Origin of the sequence: Companilactobacillus suantsaicola (assembly GCF_004745525.1) — a bacterium.
Taxonomy (GTDB): domain Bacteria; phylum Bacillota; class Bacilli; order Lactobacillales; family Lactobacillaceae; genus Companilactobacillus; species Companilactobacillus suantsaicola.
The window spans coordinates 45,082-60,887 of record NZ_RKLY01000016.1; the positions used below are offsets into that span (position 1 = coordinate 45,082).

Sequence of the window (15,806 nt, forward strand, 5' to 3'; positions counted from 1 at the left end):
TATAACGATACAACATATACTGGATTACGATTGATAAACAAAAAACTCAATCAATTTATTACAATCGATTGAGTTTTATTATTATTTTGTAGTATCAACAATATTATTTGGTTTCAAACCCTCAATTAAAGCTTTGTTTGAATCAAATGAAGTAGTAATCATATTGTGGATAGCAGTTTCAGTATAGAAAGCACTATGTGGAGTGATAATCACGTTTAATCTGTGAGCAAGATTTCTAATTTTTTCATTAGGAATGTTGTCAGGACTGCTCCAAACTTTACCAAAGACAGAATTTTCGTCATCCAAGACATCCAATCCAGCACCGGCAACTTTGCCACTGTCCAAACCTTTGATCAAAGCATCAGTATCAATCAGTTCACCACGAGCGCAGTTGATGATGTAGACACCATCTTTCATTTGTGAAATAGCTTTGTCATTGATCATATACTTGTTGGAATCAAACAATGGAACGTGCAAAGTTACAATATCAGCTTGCTTGTAAAGTTCTTCAAGTGAATCAACGTAGAGACCTTGTTGTTCAATATCGTCATTGTGGTAGACATCGTAAGCAACGACCTTGCAGCCGAAACCTTGCAAAATTTTGATAACGACACGGCCGATATGACCAGTACCAATGACACCAACAGTTTGTTCACGATATTCTTTACCAATTGTTGGAGCCCAAGTGAAATCACCATGGTCAAATTTGTCATCGAACTCAGGAACACGGCGCAACAAGCGACCCATCAAGAGAACAGTGTGTTCAGCAATGGCGTTAGGTGAGTATACTGGCACATTCGTTAGCGTGAATCCTAAATCATTTAGATCCTTGAATTCAAAGTTGTCCACACCGACGTTTCGAATTGAAATGTAATGGATACCTAAACTCTTCAAAACTTCCAAAGCTTCACGAGTGTATGGGGAAGTTTGTAAAGTAACGACCCCATCAGAACCCTCAGCCAAACGAGCTGAATCAGCTGTCAAAGTGTATTCCGTGAAGCCAACTTCGACACTAGGATTAGCCTGTTCCCATTTCTTTAGGGAAGGTTCTTCGTCTTTACGAATTCCATATGCAAATATTTTCATTAACAAAATCCTCCTTCATTAACTAACAACTATATTAAAACAAAATTGAGCTGAAAAAAGAAGTGGGGAGGATTGTCTTTATTTGTTTTGAGGTGTGGGTGAAGTATGCCGCCCTCCATAGCAAAGCCGATTTTGGCTGGAACGCTGCCGGCACAACTTGAAGCTTACGCAAAGTGCGCGCAATCTCCAAGATTGGCCTTTTTGTAGGTGCTAAAGCACCAACAAAAATTTGGCGGCTGAGCCAAATCGGCTTTGCTATTCCGGGCTGAATAACGGATCTATTTTGTATTTGCGTTCCGTTCATTTAGGAATACTAATTCTATTCTGAGTTAGAATTTGGTATTTTAATAGGATTGTAGTGTCTCGTGCGTCAAGTAGGAATTAACAGATAAAGAAAGAGGATATTACTATATTGCAGAATCCTGCGGTATTAGTAATATCCTCTATTTTTTCTTTATTAATCAAACTATTATTTAAGCGTTATAACGCACCCAAACCGTAAAGCAGTTCAAGAATTACCCCAAATAGATGCTGAGTCCTATCTAAATTTTCCTGGGAAACTGCTTATAACTGAAATCTAGTCTGGAGTAACAGCTCTGGGAAATGCTCAGCCGTGAAATTTTTGTTAATGCTTTAGCATTTACAAAAAGGCCAATCTTGGAGACAATTTTCGAACTTAAAAATTGGCTTCAAGTTGTGCCCACAGCGTTCCAGCGTTTCCCAGAGCTGTTGCGGAAGACGGCATCTAACACCGCTATTCAGTATCATAACGATTCAAAACATAAATCGCTAAAATAACGATTATCGCACCGATAACTTCGGCCAAGTTTACTGCATAATGCAAGAAAATTACACTTAAAACTAAAGTGGTGAAAGGTTGCACGGCATCAGTGATACTGACGATCGCAGCAGTTGTGTACTTAGTACTGATAACCATCAATAGGAAAGCCAACACAGTACCAATCAAAATAACCGTACCAATTCCCAAAATACTAGTTGTTGTCATCTTAGGTGGATTGACCCAGATTGGACTGAAGATATTTGAAATCACACCGGCAATCAACATACCCCATCCGGTAATTAAGATTCCGTGATACTTTGCAATCAACTTTTGTGGGATGGTGATGTAAAGTGCGGCTGTAATACCACTACCAATTCCCCAAAGGACTGAAACTAAAGGAATTGAGAGGTGACTCAAATTTCCTCGAGTGATCATTAAAACAACTCCGACTAAAGCTAAAACAAATGAAATGACATCGACACGTGAAGTCTTTTTCTTTGTGAAGATGATCGCACCAATCATGATAAAGAGAGGTGAGAGATATTGTAAAATCGTTGCTGTTGATGAATTACCAGTCTTGATAGCGTGAAAGAAGGTAAACATATTTGCCAGCAAACCAAAAACTGAAAAGCTTAGCAAAGTGAGTAGATCTTTTTTATTTTTAAAAACAGCAAAAAATTCTTTTTTAGGTAAAACAACCAAGCCAACCGCTAACAGCAAAATTCCAGCAACCGTAGTTCTCGTAGCGATAAACCACATTGCTGGAATATCTAGATCCTTAGCGACGACTTGTAAAACGGTACCTGAAACTCCCCAGAGAGCGGAAGCACAAAATGCTAGCCAAAAACCTTTGTCGAGTGTTCTCTTGGCTAATTTTTTACTTTCGTCCATTAAAACATTTCCTCCTGAAAAAAACTAATAGCACTATTATAACCGTGGAATTTTGATTTTGCCTATTGTTTTTTTTATATCATGAAGTTAACTAGAATCGGTATGCTAAGAATCTTATGCTAGTCGGGCGTTTCTTCTGATTGGGATATACCATATTTAATTAATTATGAATTAGTTTTCACTACAATTAGTTCATTTCTCAAGACTAATTTTAACAATTTTGACTTGATATGAACCTGCTGGAGCGCTGACTGAAACGACATCATTGATTTCTTTACCATCCACAGCTTTGCCGATTGGAGAGTCAAAGGAAATCTTATTTTTGGTCAAATTAGCTTCCTGCTTACCAACTAATTGATAAGTCACGCGACTGTGATCGTCTAAGAATTCAATCGTGACGAACTTCCCGATATCTAATTTGTCGCTATCGGAAGGTTCAACAACGTCCGCGTACTGTAATTGTTTCTCTAAATAGTGCAAACGGCCATTCAGATGTCCTAAATCACGTTTAGCAGTTGAGTATTCAGTATTCTCTGAACGGTCACCTAAGGCAGCTGCGGCGGCGAGAATTCTAATTTTTTCAGGACGAATATCTTTTAAATGTTTGATTTCTGCTTCAATTTCTTTATATCCAGCGGGAGTCATTTTATTAAAATAAGGTTCCATAGTAAACTCCTTTCAAAAAAAATAGGCGTCCCGTTTAGGACACCGTATTTTTTTCTATAGATTTGCATCCATATTAAATGTAAGTTTTGAAAGATTGATTCCTTTAGTATAAAGTTCACCAAAGAATTCATGAGTCTTGTCTTGCATTTCTTTAACGATCTTTTGGTTTCTATTTGTTAAGAATTCTGTCAATTCATCGCCAGAGTAGTTCTTAGCCAACTTGTCAGTTTCAGCAACGTAAGCACGGAATGTTTGACGAGCGTCAGTTAAGAAGTCGATATCATCTTGGATGAATTCTGTGTAGTTTGATTCAACTAAAACAGACAATGCTTTGTACATCCAGTAAGCATCTTTGAAGTTGAACTTGAGTGAAGCGTCGTTATATGAAGGATCAGTTTCATTCATGTTTGTGTAGAATGGAATGTATGGTGTAAATGTTGGGTAACCGATACATAGCCACATGATAGCAGCGTATTCTTCAGGAACGTCGTTTCTAATTTGAAGCACGTGTGAGTTTTGAGTTCTGTTCAAGCCAATTGGACGGTAACGGTGTTTGTCATCATCGTCAGCGTATGGGCTGAATGGATCGAATGGTGTTTCGTTGTAATGTGAACCTAAAACGTATTCGATGTCATCAACAGAAATCTTGTGATCAGTCTTCATGATGAATGGTAATTCACCATCTTCTGGATCTTGTTTAATTTCAGGGTTGAAGTATTTTTGACCGAACCAAACACGTGGTGTGTTGTAATGACGATCTTTTAGATTATCAGTACCGAAGATATGTCTGAAGTTCCAGCCAGTCTTGTCAGTGTTCAAATGATTTTCTTCAACGAATTCTTGGATTCCCTCGGACCACATGAATTCATCAGGCTTGTTAAAGTCAACTTGTTGGATCGATACACGGTTAGCACATACGGCATAACTGTCATCAGGGATTCTTTGAGCTACCCAGTGGTGTCCAGTAACGATTTCCATGTACCAAACGTCATCCTTATCACTGAATAAAACAGAGTTACCAGCAGGTGAACCAAACTTCTTAATAAGTTCACCAGTACGTTCTACAGCTCCTCTGGCTGAATCAACGTAAGGAAGAACCATACGAACAATAACGTCTTCGTCCATACCATCTTTTTCAAGTGGGTCAAAAGCCAAGGCACGTTCGTTACCGTAAGTACTCTCAGTAGCTGACATAGCAACGTTAGCTCCGTTGATACCACTTTCGTCATAATAACCGAATTTCTTGTAGTCAACGTTAGGAACTGCGGGCCATTTGTAGCCATTTTCAGGTACTTCTGATTCAAAACCGTTCAACCATGATTTAACTGTACGGCCTTTTTCACCTTTAACAGCAGGGTTTAATACGAAACTGTGTGGAGCAACCGCAAAAAAGGTATCGTCGTTTCTGGCAATCATTGTTGATCCATCTATACTGGCGTTTTTACCAACTAAAATAGTAGTACAAGCGTCATCCAAATGATTTTTCTTCATCTCTTAGAATTCCTCCTATTTTGTATTGCCTTCATTTTATCATAGATGGACTAGTAATTAATCCAAACTTCACCATTAATAACTTTCTGAAAACATGCTATAATTTTCTAAATATAGGAGGGGCAAAAATGGATCTTAATATGAATGAAAAGGAAGATTCTTTTTTAAAGAACTTGCTTTTAGGCTTTCAACATTTACTAGCCATGTACTCAGGGGATATTTTGATACCAATCTTGATTGGTACATCTCTGGGCTTCAACGCTAAGGAAATGACTTACTTGATCTCAGTCGATATTTTTATGTGTGGGGTTGCCACACTACTTCAGATCAAGCGCACACCACTTACCGGGATTGGATTACCGGTAGTTTTAGGTTCAGCGGTCGAGTATGTAACGCCGCTACAAAATATTGGGCATCACTTCGGAGTTGCCTATATGTATGGTGCAATTATCGTAGCTGGAATTTTTATCATGTTAATTTCGAAAGTATTTGCCAAATTAAAGAGATTTTTCCCACCAGTCGTTACTGGTTCGTTGATTACTTTGATCGGTTTTACTTTGATACCGGTAGCGTTCCAAAATATTGGTGGTGGAGATGTCTCTGCCAAAAATTTTGGTAGTTTTACCAACTTGATTTTAGGTTTCACCACAGCTTTAATCATTATTATTGTTAGTGTTTGGGGTCGTGGGTTTATCCAACAAATTGCGGTTTTAATTGGAATCGTAGCTGGATATTTATTAGGAATTGGAATGGGACAAATTGGATTTGCTAGTGTAGGATCCGCTCATTGGTTCCAAATTCCTCGCCCATTTTACTTTGCGACACCTAAGTTTGAATGGTCATCGATTATCGTTATGTTACTAGCAGCTTTAACTTGTATGATCGAATCAACCGGGGTTTATTACGCTTTGTCAGAATTGACTGAACGTAAATTAGATGAAAATGATTTACAACGTGGATATGCTTCTGAAGGACTAGCTGCTATCTTAGGTGGTATCTTCAACACCTTCCCATATTCAACGTTTTCACAAAACGTGGCTGTTGTTCAATTGTCAGGTATTAAGAAGAATAAGCCCGTTTACTTCTCCGCCTTTTTATTGATTATCCTAGGTTTGATACCAAAGGTTGGAGCCGTTGCGGAATTGATTCCTAATGCTGTTTTAGGGGGAGCAATGTTGATCATGTTCGGTACTGTTGGTATCGAAGGAATCAAGATGCTCTCTAAAGTTGAAATGAACAACAATAACATTATGATCATGGCTGTCTCAATCAGTTTGGGTCTTGGTGTTACAGTTCAGCCGACTTTGTTACACTTCTTGCCATCTACACTCCAAACTATTTTAAACAATGGTTTAGTAGTTGGAAGTTTCTCAGCGATTATCTTGAATATTTTATTGAACTCAAATAAGGATTAATTTTTTTCACAAACTTTAGTCATATTTTTGTCACATTTAGTACGTATACTTGTCGATGATTAGATAAGCATACGTATTTTTTTATGCAAGGAGTGATAAGATGACTGAATATAAATATTTAAACGTAACTTTGAATAAATTTGATGAACCATTTGAAATGAAATTAGCTACTCCCAAAGATTCTGTAATTGAACAGAATGCGGTTGATCAAGCAGTAGAGGCTATGACCAAGAAAATTAGTGAGTATGCCGAGATGTTTTCACTAGAAGATAAGGATTCACTCTTGGCAAGGTTTCAAGACGGAGAAGAAAGTCCGTTAATGGTTTCAAAAGCTTTTCGAGAAGTCTATGAACAAACAATTACTGCAGAACAGATGACTCAGCACTACTTTAGTTCCTATTACAACGGCAAGTATGATCCAGTTGGTCTACTGGACGGTTGGATGATCGATAATTTATTCAATAAGTATTTGCTAGGACTATTAAAGGTCAATGGTATCGACGGCGTATCGTTACGTTGCGGTGAAGATGTTCGCTTGGCAAGTCGACCTGATATTGATTTTCGCTGGCGAGTTGAAATTAAAAATCCGAATAATGAAGACAATTTATTGGCAACGTACTTCTTACAAAATGGCTCAGTTTCAACTTCTAAAAGTATGCGGAGTTTAAGAAGCGAGAAGAGTAACGTTGAACAAGTGACAATCGTTAATAACAATGCATTGGATGCTAATATTTGGTCGAATGCTGGTATTTCCGCCGGAACAAATAAGTTTCCGGAGTTTGTAACAAAATACCATTTAACAGGGATGTTAGTTGATAAAAATGAAGGCTTGATCAATTTTCGAGATGGTATCTCAAATAAAATAGCAGTAAAAAAATAGAGCAAAACGCCGTTACAACATTTAAAAATTTAATTGATGACAATCCATCTTTATTCGTTTTTTCATCATAAATAATTCAAAACTTTTCTCTATACTTTGTTTTGTAAAGTAAAAGAAACAGAGGAATTACTTATGAAAAATCAAAAATACTTTATTAACACTAATAAAATCAATCAAATGAATACAAATTTTTTAATTAAACTAGCAACAATCACTAACAGTTTCACCGTTATGGAACTACTCAAAGTCATAACTGAGAGAATCAATGCTCATTTAGCAAAAATTGACCGTGAGTTTTCGGCCTTTCGTTATGACTCACTAGTATCTCAATTTCAAAGAGGAAATCCCAAGCCATTAGCCAATTCAGCAGACTTCAAAGCAGTTTATAACGCCGCTATGTTATCAGAACAAATGACAAATGGTATTTATAGTCCATACTTTGCTGGAAAGTTCGATCCAAGAGTTATCGTGATCAATTGGGCAATTGAACAAGCCTTCAATCAAGAATTAAAGCCGCTGTTGAAAAATCCCGAAGTAGTTGGAGTTTACTTGGAAGGTAGTGACTCTAAGAAGTTTGCGACTAAACAAGATGTCGACTTCAATTGGACTATCGCAATTGATTCGGATGATGACTCGATAGCAATTTATTATTTAAAAAACGGTGCCATTTCGACATCTGAAGCTAGCAACTTTGTCGGCAATGCCTTGAAAAGAACACAAAGTGATATCAAACAGGCGACGGTAATTAGAAGTAGCTTAGTTGAAGCGGCCGTTTGGTCGTTGGTAGCAACGTCTTCTGATATTGAAATGTTTAAAACCTTTATCGAACACTACAATTTAACGGGAATTGTGGCCGAAAAAAATGATCAATTATTGAATTTCAACTTCGGAAGTATCATTGATAATAAGCAAGTGAAGGCATAAAAAAAGAGCTTCAATTGAGCTCTTTTTTTTATGCTAGTCGTCCCATTGTTCAACTTCATCTTTATAACCATCTGGGTTACCGCTCCAATAGAAACCGCCATACCAAAGACTTCTCTTATCTTGGTCGAAACCGTCGATTTCTTTCATGTCTGCGTCGCTCAATTCAAAGTCATAAACATCAGCGTTTTGAATGATTCTTTCTTCGTGAACTGACTTAGGAATTGTGATAACACCGTTTTGAAGGTCCCAACGTAAGATAACTTGGGCAACTGACTTATTGTATTTATCAGCGATCTTCTTCAATCTAGTATCACCTAAAACAGTACCACCACCAAGTGGAGACCAAGCTTCAAGGTGAATATTGTTTTCATCACAGAAGTTCTTGATGTCGCCTTCTTGGCAAAGTGGATGATATTCCATTTGGTTAACAGCTGGTTTAACTGAACAATTCTTTAAAATATCTTTCAATCTAGTAATATCGAAGTTTGAAACACCGATAGCACGGGCTTTACCTTCTTGATAAATCTTTTCTAGTGCACGCCATGTATCAAGATATGTTCCATTAACTGGCCAGTGAATCAAGAGTAAATCTACATAGTCTGTTTGTAATCTCTTCAATTGACCTTCGAAGTTGTCGAGTGTTGATTGATAGCCTTGGTCACCATTGAAAATCTTTGTTGTTAAAAAGATATCTTCACGTTTGAGACCATTTTCTGCGAAACCTTTTTGTAATCCTTCACCAACACCAGTTTCATTACCATATTGTTTTGCAGTATCGATAGCTTTATAGCCGTGTTTCAATGCCCATTGAACAGCTTGGGAAGCACCAGAGTTGTTGACCTTCCAAACACCCATTCCTAGTTGAGGCATTTTCACGCCGTTATTCAAAGTTACAGTAGAATCCAATTTTAAATTCATAATAATTCTGACCTCCTATAACTTTAATTTTAACTCAAATATAATTTTGATACTTGGAATATTACTTTTCGTTTGGTATAGTTCAAATTGAATGCGCTATCATATAAGTGAGACCATAATTTTTGGGGGAAGAGTCTTGGAAGATAAGTTTAAGGAAAAATTTTTGAGTAAGAGTGAATTACAAACGGAAATTATCAATTTGTCAGCGGAATTAGAATTACCAAAAGGAACTGAGACATTCATTAGTGACGTTCATGGTGATTTTGGCCGCTTCTCACACATTATGCGCAGTGGTGCCGGTAACATTAGCCGTAAGGTTGAAGACCTGTTTGAAGGCCGTTTGACAACGTTAAATCAAAAGAAGCTGTCGTGTCTGATTTATTATCCTTCGCAAGTTATCCGTGGCATGAAGTTCAAAATCACTAATCGGCAAGAATTAGATCAGTGGTATATGGATGCTTTCAATCACCTAATTGAAATACTGCGATATGCGACTAACAAGTATCCCAAGAATCTCGTTAAAAAGTCGATTGAACCGAATTATTGGACGACCATTGAGAATATGTTATTGATCGATGGGAAATACAAAACTAAAAACGACTATTCACAAGGAATGTTAAAAAGTATTGTTAAATTGGGAATGGCAGATGATTTTATTGTAGCAACTTGTCACGCCATTCAACGTTTGTCGATCGAACGAATCCATATCGTTGGAGACATTTATGATCGTGGTGCTCATCCTAATTTGGTTTTAAATTATTTAGTCGATCACTGGCAAAACTTTGATATTCAATGGGGCAATCACGATATTCTCTGGATGGGAACAATGGCAGGTTCTAAATTGTGCATGGCTAATTTGATTCGGCTCTGTGCCCGCTACCATAATTTAGGCTTACTAAGGGATGCTTATGATATTGATTTAACATCTTTGATAACCTTTGCTCGTCATTTTTATCGTCCGCTACCAAATTTTGAGGAGAATTTAGAGATTGCTCCTAAGATTCCGGAAGAAGAAAGAATTACCGATAACTGTGTTCAACAAGCAGCGGCTATCATGCAATTTAAATTGGAAGGCCAAGCCATCAAACGCCGTCCAGAATTTCACATGGAAGATCGACTCTTACTTGACAAACTGAGCCAAGGCAAGAATTTGATCGAGTTAAATGGTCAAGAATATGAAATCAACAATGGCTGTTTTCAATTGATCAATCCGGCTGACCCTTATCAAATCGCCCATCCTGAGCAAGTAGTTTTGATTGACTTGATAAATCAATTCACCCATTCAAGCAAACTCAATGAGCACATGTGGTTTATGGCTGATCACGGTTCGATGTATCTCAAGCACAATGGTAATTTATTATTCCACGGCTGCGTTCCAGTCGATGAAAAAGGCAATTTTACTGAGTGGGAAATTGATGGGCACACATATGCTGGAAAAGCCTTGTTCGATTACTTTAATGAAGTATTGTTAGACGCAATGCACCATCCTACAACTGGTGATTGCTTTAATTCTGACATTATTTGGTATCTGTGGTGCGGCCAAGATTCGCCATTGTTTGGAAAAGATAAGATGGCTACTTTTGAGAGTTATTTCCTACAAGACACGAATCTAACAGCAGAAAAATCCAATCCGTTTTATCAATTTTGTGATGATGAAGCCTTCATTAAGAAAATAAAGGCAGAATTTGATATCCCCGAAAGTGGTCATATAGTAATTGGTCACACACCACCAACAGATGAGAGCCCCTTGAAAGCTAAAGGTAACTTAATCATGATAAATGCTGGCCGACCAAAAACAGAAAACGAAGGTGGCTATACATTACTATATGATTCATTTGATATGCAACTAATAAAATTAAATCCCTTCGTTTCAATGAATCACGCCATCAATTCAATGGAGGATGTAGCCGCATCAAGAAAGACAATTGAAAGATTTGACGAACGAAAGATGGTTTACGATACAGACTTTGGAAAGAAGATTCAACAACACATTGATGATTTAGTGGCTGAATTACATGATAATAGTGAAGATGATGTAGACGAGTAGATATTAATGTCGTCTTATACAACATGAATCCGATTCTTTGCCGTTATTTAGACAAAACTAATGCACAATCTGAATGCGTTATAACGGTTAAATATATTAATTTGAACTGAGATAAAAAAAGAGAATCTTACTAGAACAGCAGTAAATTGCCGTCTCTGATAAGACCCTCTTTTTTTGATTTTTAAATAAGGGAGGTAACACAATAACGAATTAAAATACCAAACTTTATTTTTGAATAGAATTAGTATCCCCAAATGAATGGAAAATAAAACAAAGAACGAAAATTCAGTCCGGAGCACAATCCCTGTGATGACTCAGCCACCAAATTTTCCTTATCGCTTTAGCGATTAGGAAAAGGCCTAGTTTTGAGATTTTGCGTACTTTGCAAAAACTCAAAATAGTGCCGGCAGCGTTCCAGCTCATCACAGGGATTGTGCGGAGGACGGCATACTTCACCTCCAAACAAAAAAGAACCTACCTCTTTATATTAATGAAGTAAGTTCTTAGTTTGTTATTTATTCTGACGACTCTTCCAATCTTCCTTATCTTCGTCCCAGTTTTCAGACAAAGCATGCTTAGGCAAAATCAAGTTTAGCAAAATACCAACGACAGTAGCCACACCGACACCAGTAAATTGGAAATTACCGATTTGTAGATAAGCATTACCAATACCGATAACCAAGATAACAGAAGCAATCATCAAATTACGTTTTTCATTGAAGTCGACTTTATTTTCGACCAAAATTCTTAAACCACTTGAAGAGATAACACCGAACAAGACGAAACTGATACCACCGATAACAGGACCAGGCACGGTTTGAATCAAGGCGCTAAGTTTACCAACGAATCCAAACAATGCAGCAAAGACCGCGGCACCAATAACAACGTAGACACTGAAAATTTTGTTAACAGCCATCACGCCAATATTTTCACCGTAAGATGTAATTGGGGGACCACCTAGAAAGGCAGCCACGATTGAAGCTGTACCATCACCAGCTAGAGTTTTGTGAAGACCAGGATCTTTGAAGAAATCACGATTGGTCAACTCATCTAGCACCATAATGTGACCCAAATGCTCAGCCATCGTAACGAAGGCAATAGGTGCAAAACTTAAAATGGCACCCCAGTAAATTTGTTTAGGCATGTAGTTGATGAACATTAAATCAAAGGCTGGTAACTTGAACCAAGGTGTTGAAATAACTTTTGAAAAATCAACGATTCCTAAAGCTAATGACAATAAGTATCCACCGACGATACCTAGTAAGATAGCAATATTACTCCAGAAACCACGTAAGACCATATTTAAAATAACTGTTAAGAAAAGTGTGAACATGGCGACACCGAAGTATTTAAGATCGTAATGTGAACCATTCATCATCGCATTATTTGCAGCACTTCCGGCAACTGACATACCGATAACAATGATGATTGGACCAACAACGATAGGTGGTAATGCTTTGTCGATCCAGTCGGAACCGGCAAAACCAACAATCAAGGAAACAATCAAGTAAACTAAACCAACGGCAATTGTACCTTGAGCAACCCCAGGATAACCGACCGTCTTCATTAATGAAACCATCGGTACAATGAATGAGAATGAGGAACTCATGTAAGCTGGAATCTTACGATGAGTGATCAAAATATGAATGATAGTTCCGACGCCGGAACTGAACAAGGCGATACTAGGATCAAGTCCAACTAGTAATGGAACTAAGACCGTTGCCCCGAACATTGAGAATAAGTGCTGTAATGATAAAAGCGCCCAACTACTTAATGGTGGCTTTTCGTAAACATCTAAAACCGCATCAGGATTGCGGTACTGTTCGTTATTTTTACTCAAAAAAACATCTCCCCAAATTATTTTTTTGCAAAAAAATAGCCCTCTATCCCGTGTATGCGAAATAAAAGACGAACGTGTTTCCTTATTAGCCTCACGGGACCAATATTTAAAGGATTATTTAATTGTATTAACTATAATTGAGTTGCATTGCAAAGTCAATAATGAAATACTAAAAGGAGATTATAAGCGCTAACAAAGAGGAGAAAATATGGTTGAATTATACATAGTTAGACACGGTGAAACTGACACAAATTCTGAAGTCAGAATCAACGGAATGTCCACCAATATGCCTTTGAATGCCAAAGGAATCAAGCAAATTGAAACTTTAGCAAAGAATATTAATATCAATCAATTCGACGAAGTTTATTCCAGTCCCATGAAACGAGCAATCCAAACAGCGGAAATTTTGAATAACGGCGTACATGAAATTAAACAAGACGATCGACTTTTCGAAGCCGATTATGGATCTTGGGATGGGATCAAAGAAGAAGAATTGATCGTCAAGTATCCCGATGCCTTTGACGAAAACGGCTTTTTGTTGCCAACGTACACTAAGTACGCTAAAAATGCTGAAGAGTACAGCCACGTTTACCAACGAATCGAGAACTTCATGGACGAGATGGGACAAAAAGGTGACGAGAAGATTCTAGTAGTGTGTCACGGATTCGTCAGTCGAGCCTTCATGAAAGTGACCACCGGAGCTACGAATATTTCAAATATTATCCAGCCAAAAAATGGTGGCGTTTCAAAATATTTGATCTCCAAAACTGGCAATAAATACGTGAAGTATTACGCACGCATCGAAAATATCGACTAGAGGTGGACTATGAGTCTCACTAATAAAGTACCCGAAAAAGACGTTCAAAAAACCTTCGACAACATCGCCGGAAGTTATGATAAATTGAATTCCATTATGAGTTTAGGAACCCATCACCAATGGAGAAAACAGGCTACTTCTAAAATTATCAATCACCCTGATGACATCTTAGATCTATGCTGTGGAACAGCTGACTGGACAATCATGTTAGCAGAGCGCTTTTTACACAGTCGAGTAGTCGGATTAGATTTCAGTTCCCAAATGTTAAAATTGGCGCAACAAAAAGTCGCCCAATCAAAGCTGACTAACATCAATTTGCAGACGGGTGACGCCATGCAATTAAATTTTGCGGATAATAGTTTTGACGTGGTAACGATTGGCTTTGGACTACGCAATGTTCCTGATGCTAACCAAGTATTGCGTGAAATTTATCGAGTGTTAAAACCAGGTGGTCAAATAATTTGTTTAGAAGCTTTTAAGGTTGAGACGCCATTTATTAAAGTCGGTTGGCATTTCTACTTTGACAAACTGGTGCCATTGATGGGGAAAGTCTTTGCCAAAAATCATGCTGATTACCAATATTTAGACGATTCCGTCAACAAATTTGTCAGTATCAAACAGCTCTGTCAAATGATGCAGGACGTTGGATTCATCAACATTTCTGTCGACACTTTGATGATGAAAGCTAGTGCGATCCATTCAGCTGAAAAAGGGCAATAAAAAAGAACACCCGGGGAAGGTGTTCTTTTATTTTTAGGGGATTAAATATATATGTTATAGGGGGGATGAGATGAGATATCTATCTCTCATCTACAACTAATACTATAACCAATAAGTGTGAACCAATTATATTGAAAATGTGAAGAAAGTGTGAATTTCTAATTTTTTTGAAATTTTGACAAAATTTGTGTTTGTAGCAAGCTAACAATCAAAAGGAGTGGGCAAATGTCAAATATTCGTGATGTGGCTAAATTATCCGGTCATTCAGTTTCCACCGTTTCCAGAGTCATCAATCATAAAAGCTATGTAGCCAAGCAAACTAAACAAGAAATATTGGCGGCTATGAAGGAATTGAATTATCATCCCAATGACATCGCTCGAGCCCTTAGCACCGGGAAAACTTACCGTGTCGGTGTCGTTATGCCTTACAGTAATCATCCCTATTTTCAAAAATTAGTCTCAGCCATCACTCAAGCTGCCTTTAAAGAAGATTACCAAGTAACTTTATTGCCATCACACTATGATGTGGACAGCGAGATTCGTTGTTTAGAGATGTTAAAACACCAAGCTTTCGATGGCTTGATCTTCACTTCACGAGCTATTTCATTCAAAAAAATTCAAGAATATCAAGTCTATGGACCGATAACTTGTTGTGAAGATACTTTAGAATACCCAATTTCTTGTGCCTACACCAACCGCAAAATTTCCTATATTAATGGTTTTAAGTATTTAAAGAAATTAAATTTCCAACATATCGGCGTTACGATTAGCCGTAACGAACAAACTAGTCGTAGTGCTAAATTGACAGTTGATTCATATCACGACGTTTTTCAACAAGAAATCCCAGAATCATTATTGGTTAGGGATATGCAGTTTTTTGAAGATGGAATCAAAGCGGCCAAGTTATTGACCAAAAATAATCCACAACTGGATGCAATTTTTGCCAATGGTGATCAAGTGGCAGCCGGAATTATTTATCAATTGAAAAAGTCACAAATTGATATTCCCGTAATCGGTCAAGAAAACATGGATTATAGTTTTTTGATGGATTTTTCAACTATCGATCACAAATTATCTGAAATCGGTGAGTATGCCTTTTGGGCCTTGTTTGAAAAGAAAGTCGTCAAAAAGATGATTCCTTCCGAATTTATTACTCGGGGACTTTTAAATTCTTGATATAAAGGTTGGTTAGTGTAAGATGCCGTCTTCCACACAATCCCTGTGATGAGCTGGAATGCACTCGTCCTTGTCAAGTTGACATTTTCTTGGCTCAAATAATATAACTTTTTAAGCGACCTCACCCCAAAATTCTTCGTTGGTGAGGCCGTTT

13 protein-coding genes are annotated in these 15,806 nt (G+C 37.5%); 7 read left to right on the forward strand and 6 right to left on the reverse strand.

The window, feature by feature from the left end; translation table 11 throughout:
* Positions 1-81: 81 nt before the first annotated feature.
* The 4 genes from EGT49_RS07300 to EGT49_RS07315 all read right to left on the reverse strand — a co-directional run bounded on the left by EGT49_RS07300 (position 82) and on the right by EGT49_RS07315 (position 4,915).
* Entirely contained in the window at positions 82-1,086 is a 1,005-nt protein-coding gene (locus EGT49_RS07300; protein ID WP_135372975.1) for a D-2-hydroxyacid dehydrogenase, read from the reverse strand.
* Positions 1,087-1,840: 754 nt separating this feature from the next.
* A complete protein-coding gene (locus EGT49_RS07305) occupies positions 1,841-2,758 on the reverse strand; it encodes a DMT family transporter (RefSeq protein ID WP_135372977.1) in 918 nt (305 codons plus the stop codon).
* 192 nt (positions 2,759-2,950) lie between these two features.
* Entirely contained in the window at positions 2,951-3,424 is a 474-nt protein-coding gene (greA, locus tag EGT49_RS07310; RefSeq protein WP_135372979.1) for a transcription elongation factor GreA, read from the reverse strand.
* 54 nt (positions 3,425-3,478) lie between these two features.
* Positions 3,479-4,915: a C69 family dipeptidase gene (locus EGT49_RS07315; protein ID WP_135372981.1), complete on the reverse strand. Its 1,437-nt coding sequence runs from the start codon at positions 4,913-4,915 to the stop codon at positions 3,479-3,481.
* A gap of 128 nt (positions 4,916-5,043) precedes the next feature.
* On the opposite strand from EGT49_RS07315, the gene EGT49_RS07320 reads away from it, so the two are divergent.
* The 3 genes from EGT49_RS07320 (at position 5,044) to EGT49_RS07330 (ending at position 8,134) form a co-directional block, all read left to right on the forward strand.
* Positions 5,044-6,330 (forward strand): nucleobase:cation symporter-2 family protein, encoded by a 1,287-nt coding sequence (locus EGT49_RS07320; protein ID WP_135372983.1) that lies wholly within the window; start codon positions 5,044-5,046, stop codon positions 6,328-6,330.
* A 100-nt stretch (positions 6,331-6,430) separates the two neighbouring features.
* Entirely contained in the window at positions 6,431-7,210 is a 780-nt protein-coding gene (locus tag EGT49_RS07325; RefSeq protein WP_135372985.1) for an FAD:protein FMN transferase, read from the forward strand.
* Between the two features lie 132 nt (positions 7,211-7,342).
* Positions 7,343-8,134, forward strand: a complete 792-nt coding sequence (locus EGT49_RS07330; protein WP_135372987.1) for an FAD:protein FMN transferase — start codon at positions 7,343-7,345, stop codon at positions 8,132-8,134.
* A gap of 33 nt (positions 8,135-8,167) precedes the next feature.
* Here EGT49_RS07330 and EGT49_RS07335 read toward each other — a convergent pair whose 3' ends face one another.
* Complete coding sequence (locus EGT49_RS07335; RefSeq protein WP_135372988.1) at positions 8,168-9,052, reverse strand: aldo/keto reductase; 885 nt, start codon at positions 9,050-9,052, stop codon at positions 8,168-8,170.
* Between the two features lie 136 nt (positions 9,053-9,188).
* Here EGT49_RS07335 and EGT49_RS07340 point away from each other — a divergent pair, with 136 nt between their 5' ends.
* Entirely contained in the window at positions 9,189-11,099 is a 1,911-nt protein-coding gene (locus tag EGT49_RS07340; RefSeq protein WP_246013816.1) for a fructose-bisphosphatase class III, read from the forward strand.
* A 511-nt stretch (positions 11,100-11,610) separates the two neighbouring features.
* Here EGT49_RS07340 and EGT49_RS07350 read toward each other — a convergent pair.
* Entirely contained in the window at positions 11,611-12,939 is a 1,329-nt protein-coding gene (locus tag EGT49_RS07350) for a uracil-xanthine permease family protein (RefSeq protein WP_135372992.1), read from the reverse strand.
* Between the two features lie 208 nt (positions 12,940-13,147).
* On the opposite strand from EGT49_RS07350, the gene EGT49_RS07355 reads away from it, so the two are divergent.
* The 3 genes from EGT49_RS07355 (at position 13,148) to EGT49_RS07365 (ending at position 15,652) form a co-directional block, all read left to right on the forward strand.
* A complete protein-coding gene (locus tag EGT49_RS07355) occupies positions 13,148-13,756 on the forward strand; it encodes a histidine phosphatase family protein (RefSeq protein ID WP_135372994.1) in 609 nt (202 codons plus the stop codon).
* A 9-nt stretch (positions 13,757-13,765) separates the two neighbouring features.
* On the forward strand, positions 13,766-14,476 hold the full coding sequence (ubiE, locus tag EGT49_RS07360; protein ID WP_135372996.1) for a bifunctional demethylmenaquinone methyltransferase/2-methoxy-6-polyprenyl-1,4-benzoquinol methylase UbiE: 711 nt from the start codon (positions 13,766-13,768) through the stop codon (positions 14,474-14,476).
* Positions 14,477-14,701: 225 nt separating this feature from the next.
* A complete protein-coding gene (locus tag EGT49_RS07365; protein WP_135372998.1) occupies positions 14,702-15,652 on the forward strand; it encodes a LacI family DNA-binding transcriptional regulator in 951 nt (316 codons plus the stop codon).
* Positions 15,653-15,806: the final 154 nt, after the last annotated feature.

What these genes read in the sequence shown, in the direction of transcription:
- EGT49_RS07300 (WP_135372975.1), bottom strand. Translation starts at nt 1,086, where the DNA reads ATGAAAATATTTGCATATGGAATTCGTAAAGACGAAGAACCTTCCCTA.
- EGT49_RS07305 (WP_135372977.1), bottom strand. Translation starts at nt 2,758, where the DNA reads ATGGACGAAAGTAAAAAATTAGCCAAGAGAACACTCGACAAAGGTTTT.
- greA (WP_135372979.1), bottom strand. Translation starts at nt 3,424, where the DNA reads ATGGAACCTTATTTTAATAAAATGACTCCCGCTGGATATAAAGAAATT.
- EGT49_RS07315 (WP_135372981.1), bottom strand. Translation starts at nt 4,915, where the DNA reads ATGAAGAAAAATCATTTGGATGACGCTTGTACTACTATTTTAGTTGGT.
- EGT49_RS07320 (WP_135372983.1), top strand. Translation starts at nt 5,044, where the DNA reads ATGGATCTTAATATGAATGAAAAGGAAGATTCTTTTTTAAAGAACTTG.
- EGT49_RS07325 (WP_135372985.1), top strand. Translation starts at nt 6,431, where the DNA reads ATGACTGAATATAAATATTTAAACGTAACTTTGAATAAATTTGATGAA.
- EGT49_RS07330 (WP_135372987.1), top strand. Translation starts at nt 7,343, where the DNA reads ATGAAAAATCAAAAATACTTTATTAACACTAATAAAATCAATCAAATG.
- EGT49_RS07335 (WP_135372988.1), bottom strand. Translation starts at nt 9,052, where the DNA reads ATGAATTTAAAATTGGATTCTACTGTAACTTTGAATAACGGCGTGAAA.
- EGT49_RS07355 (WP_135372994.1), top strand. Translation starts at nt 13,148, where the DNA reads ATGGTTGAATTATACATAGTTAGACACGGTGAAACTGACACAAATTCT.
- ubiE (WP_135372996.1), top strand. Translation starts at nt 13,766, where the DNA reads ATGAGTCTCACTAATAAAGTACCCGAAAAAGACGTTCAAAAAACCTTC.
- EGT49_RS07365 (WP_135372998.1), top strand. Translation starts at nt 14,702, where the DNA reads ATGTCAAATATTCGTGATGTGGCTAAATTATCCGGTCATTCAGTTTCC.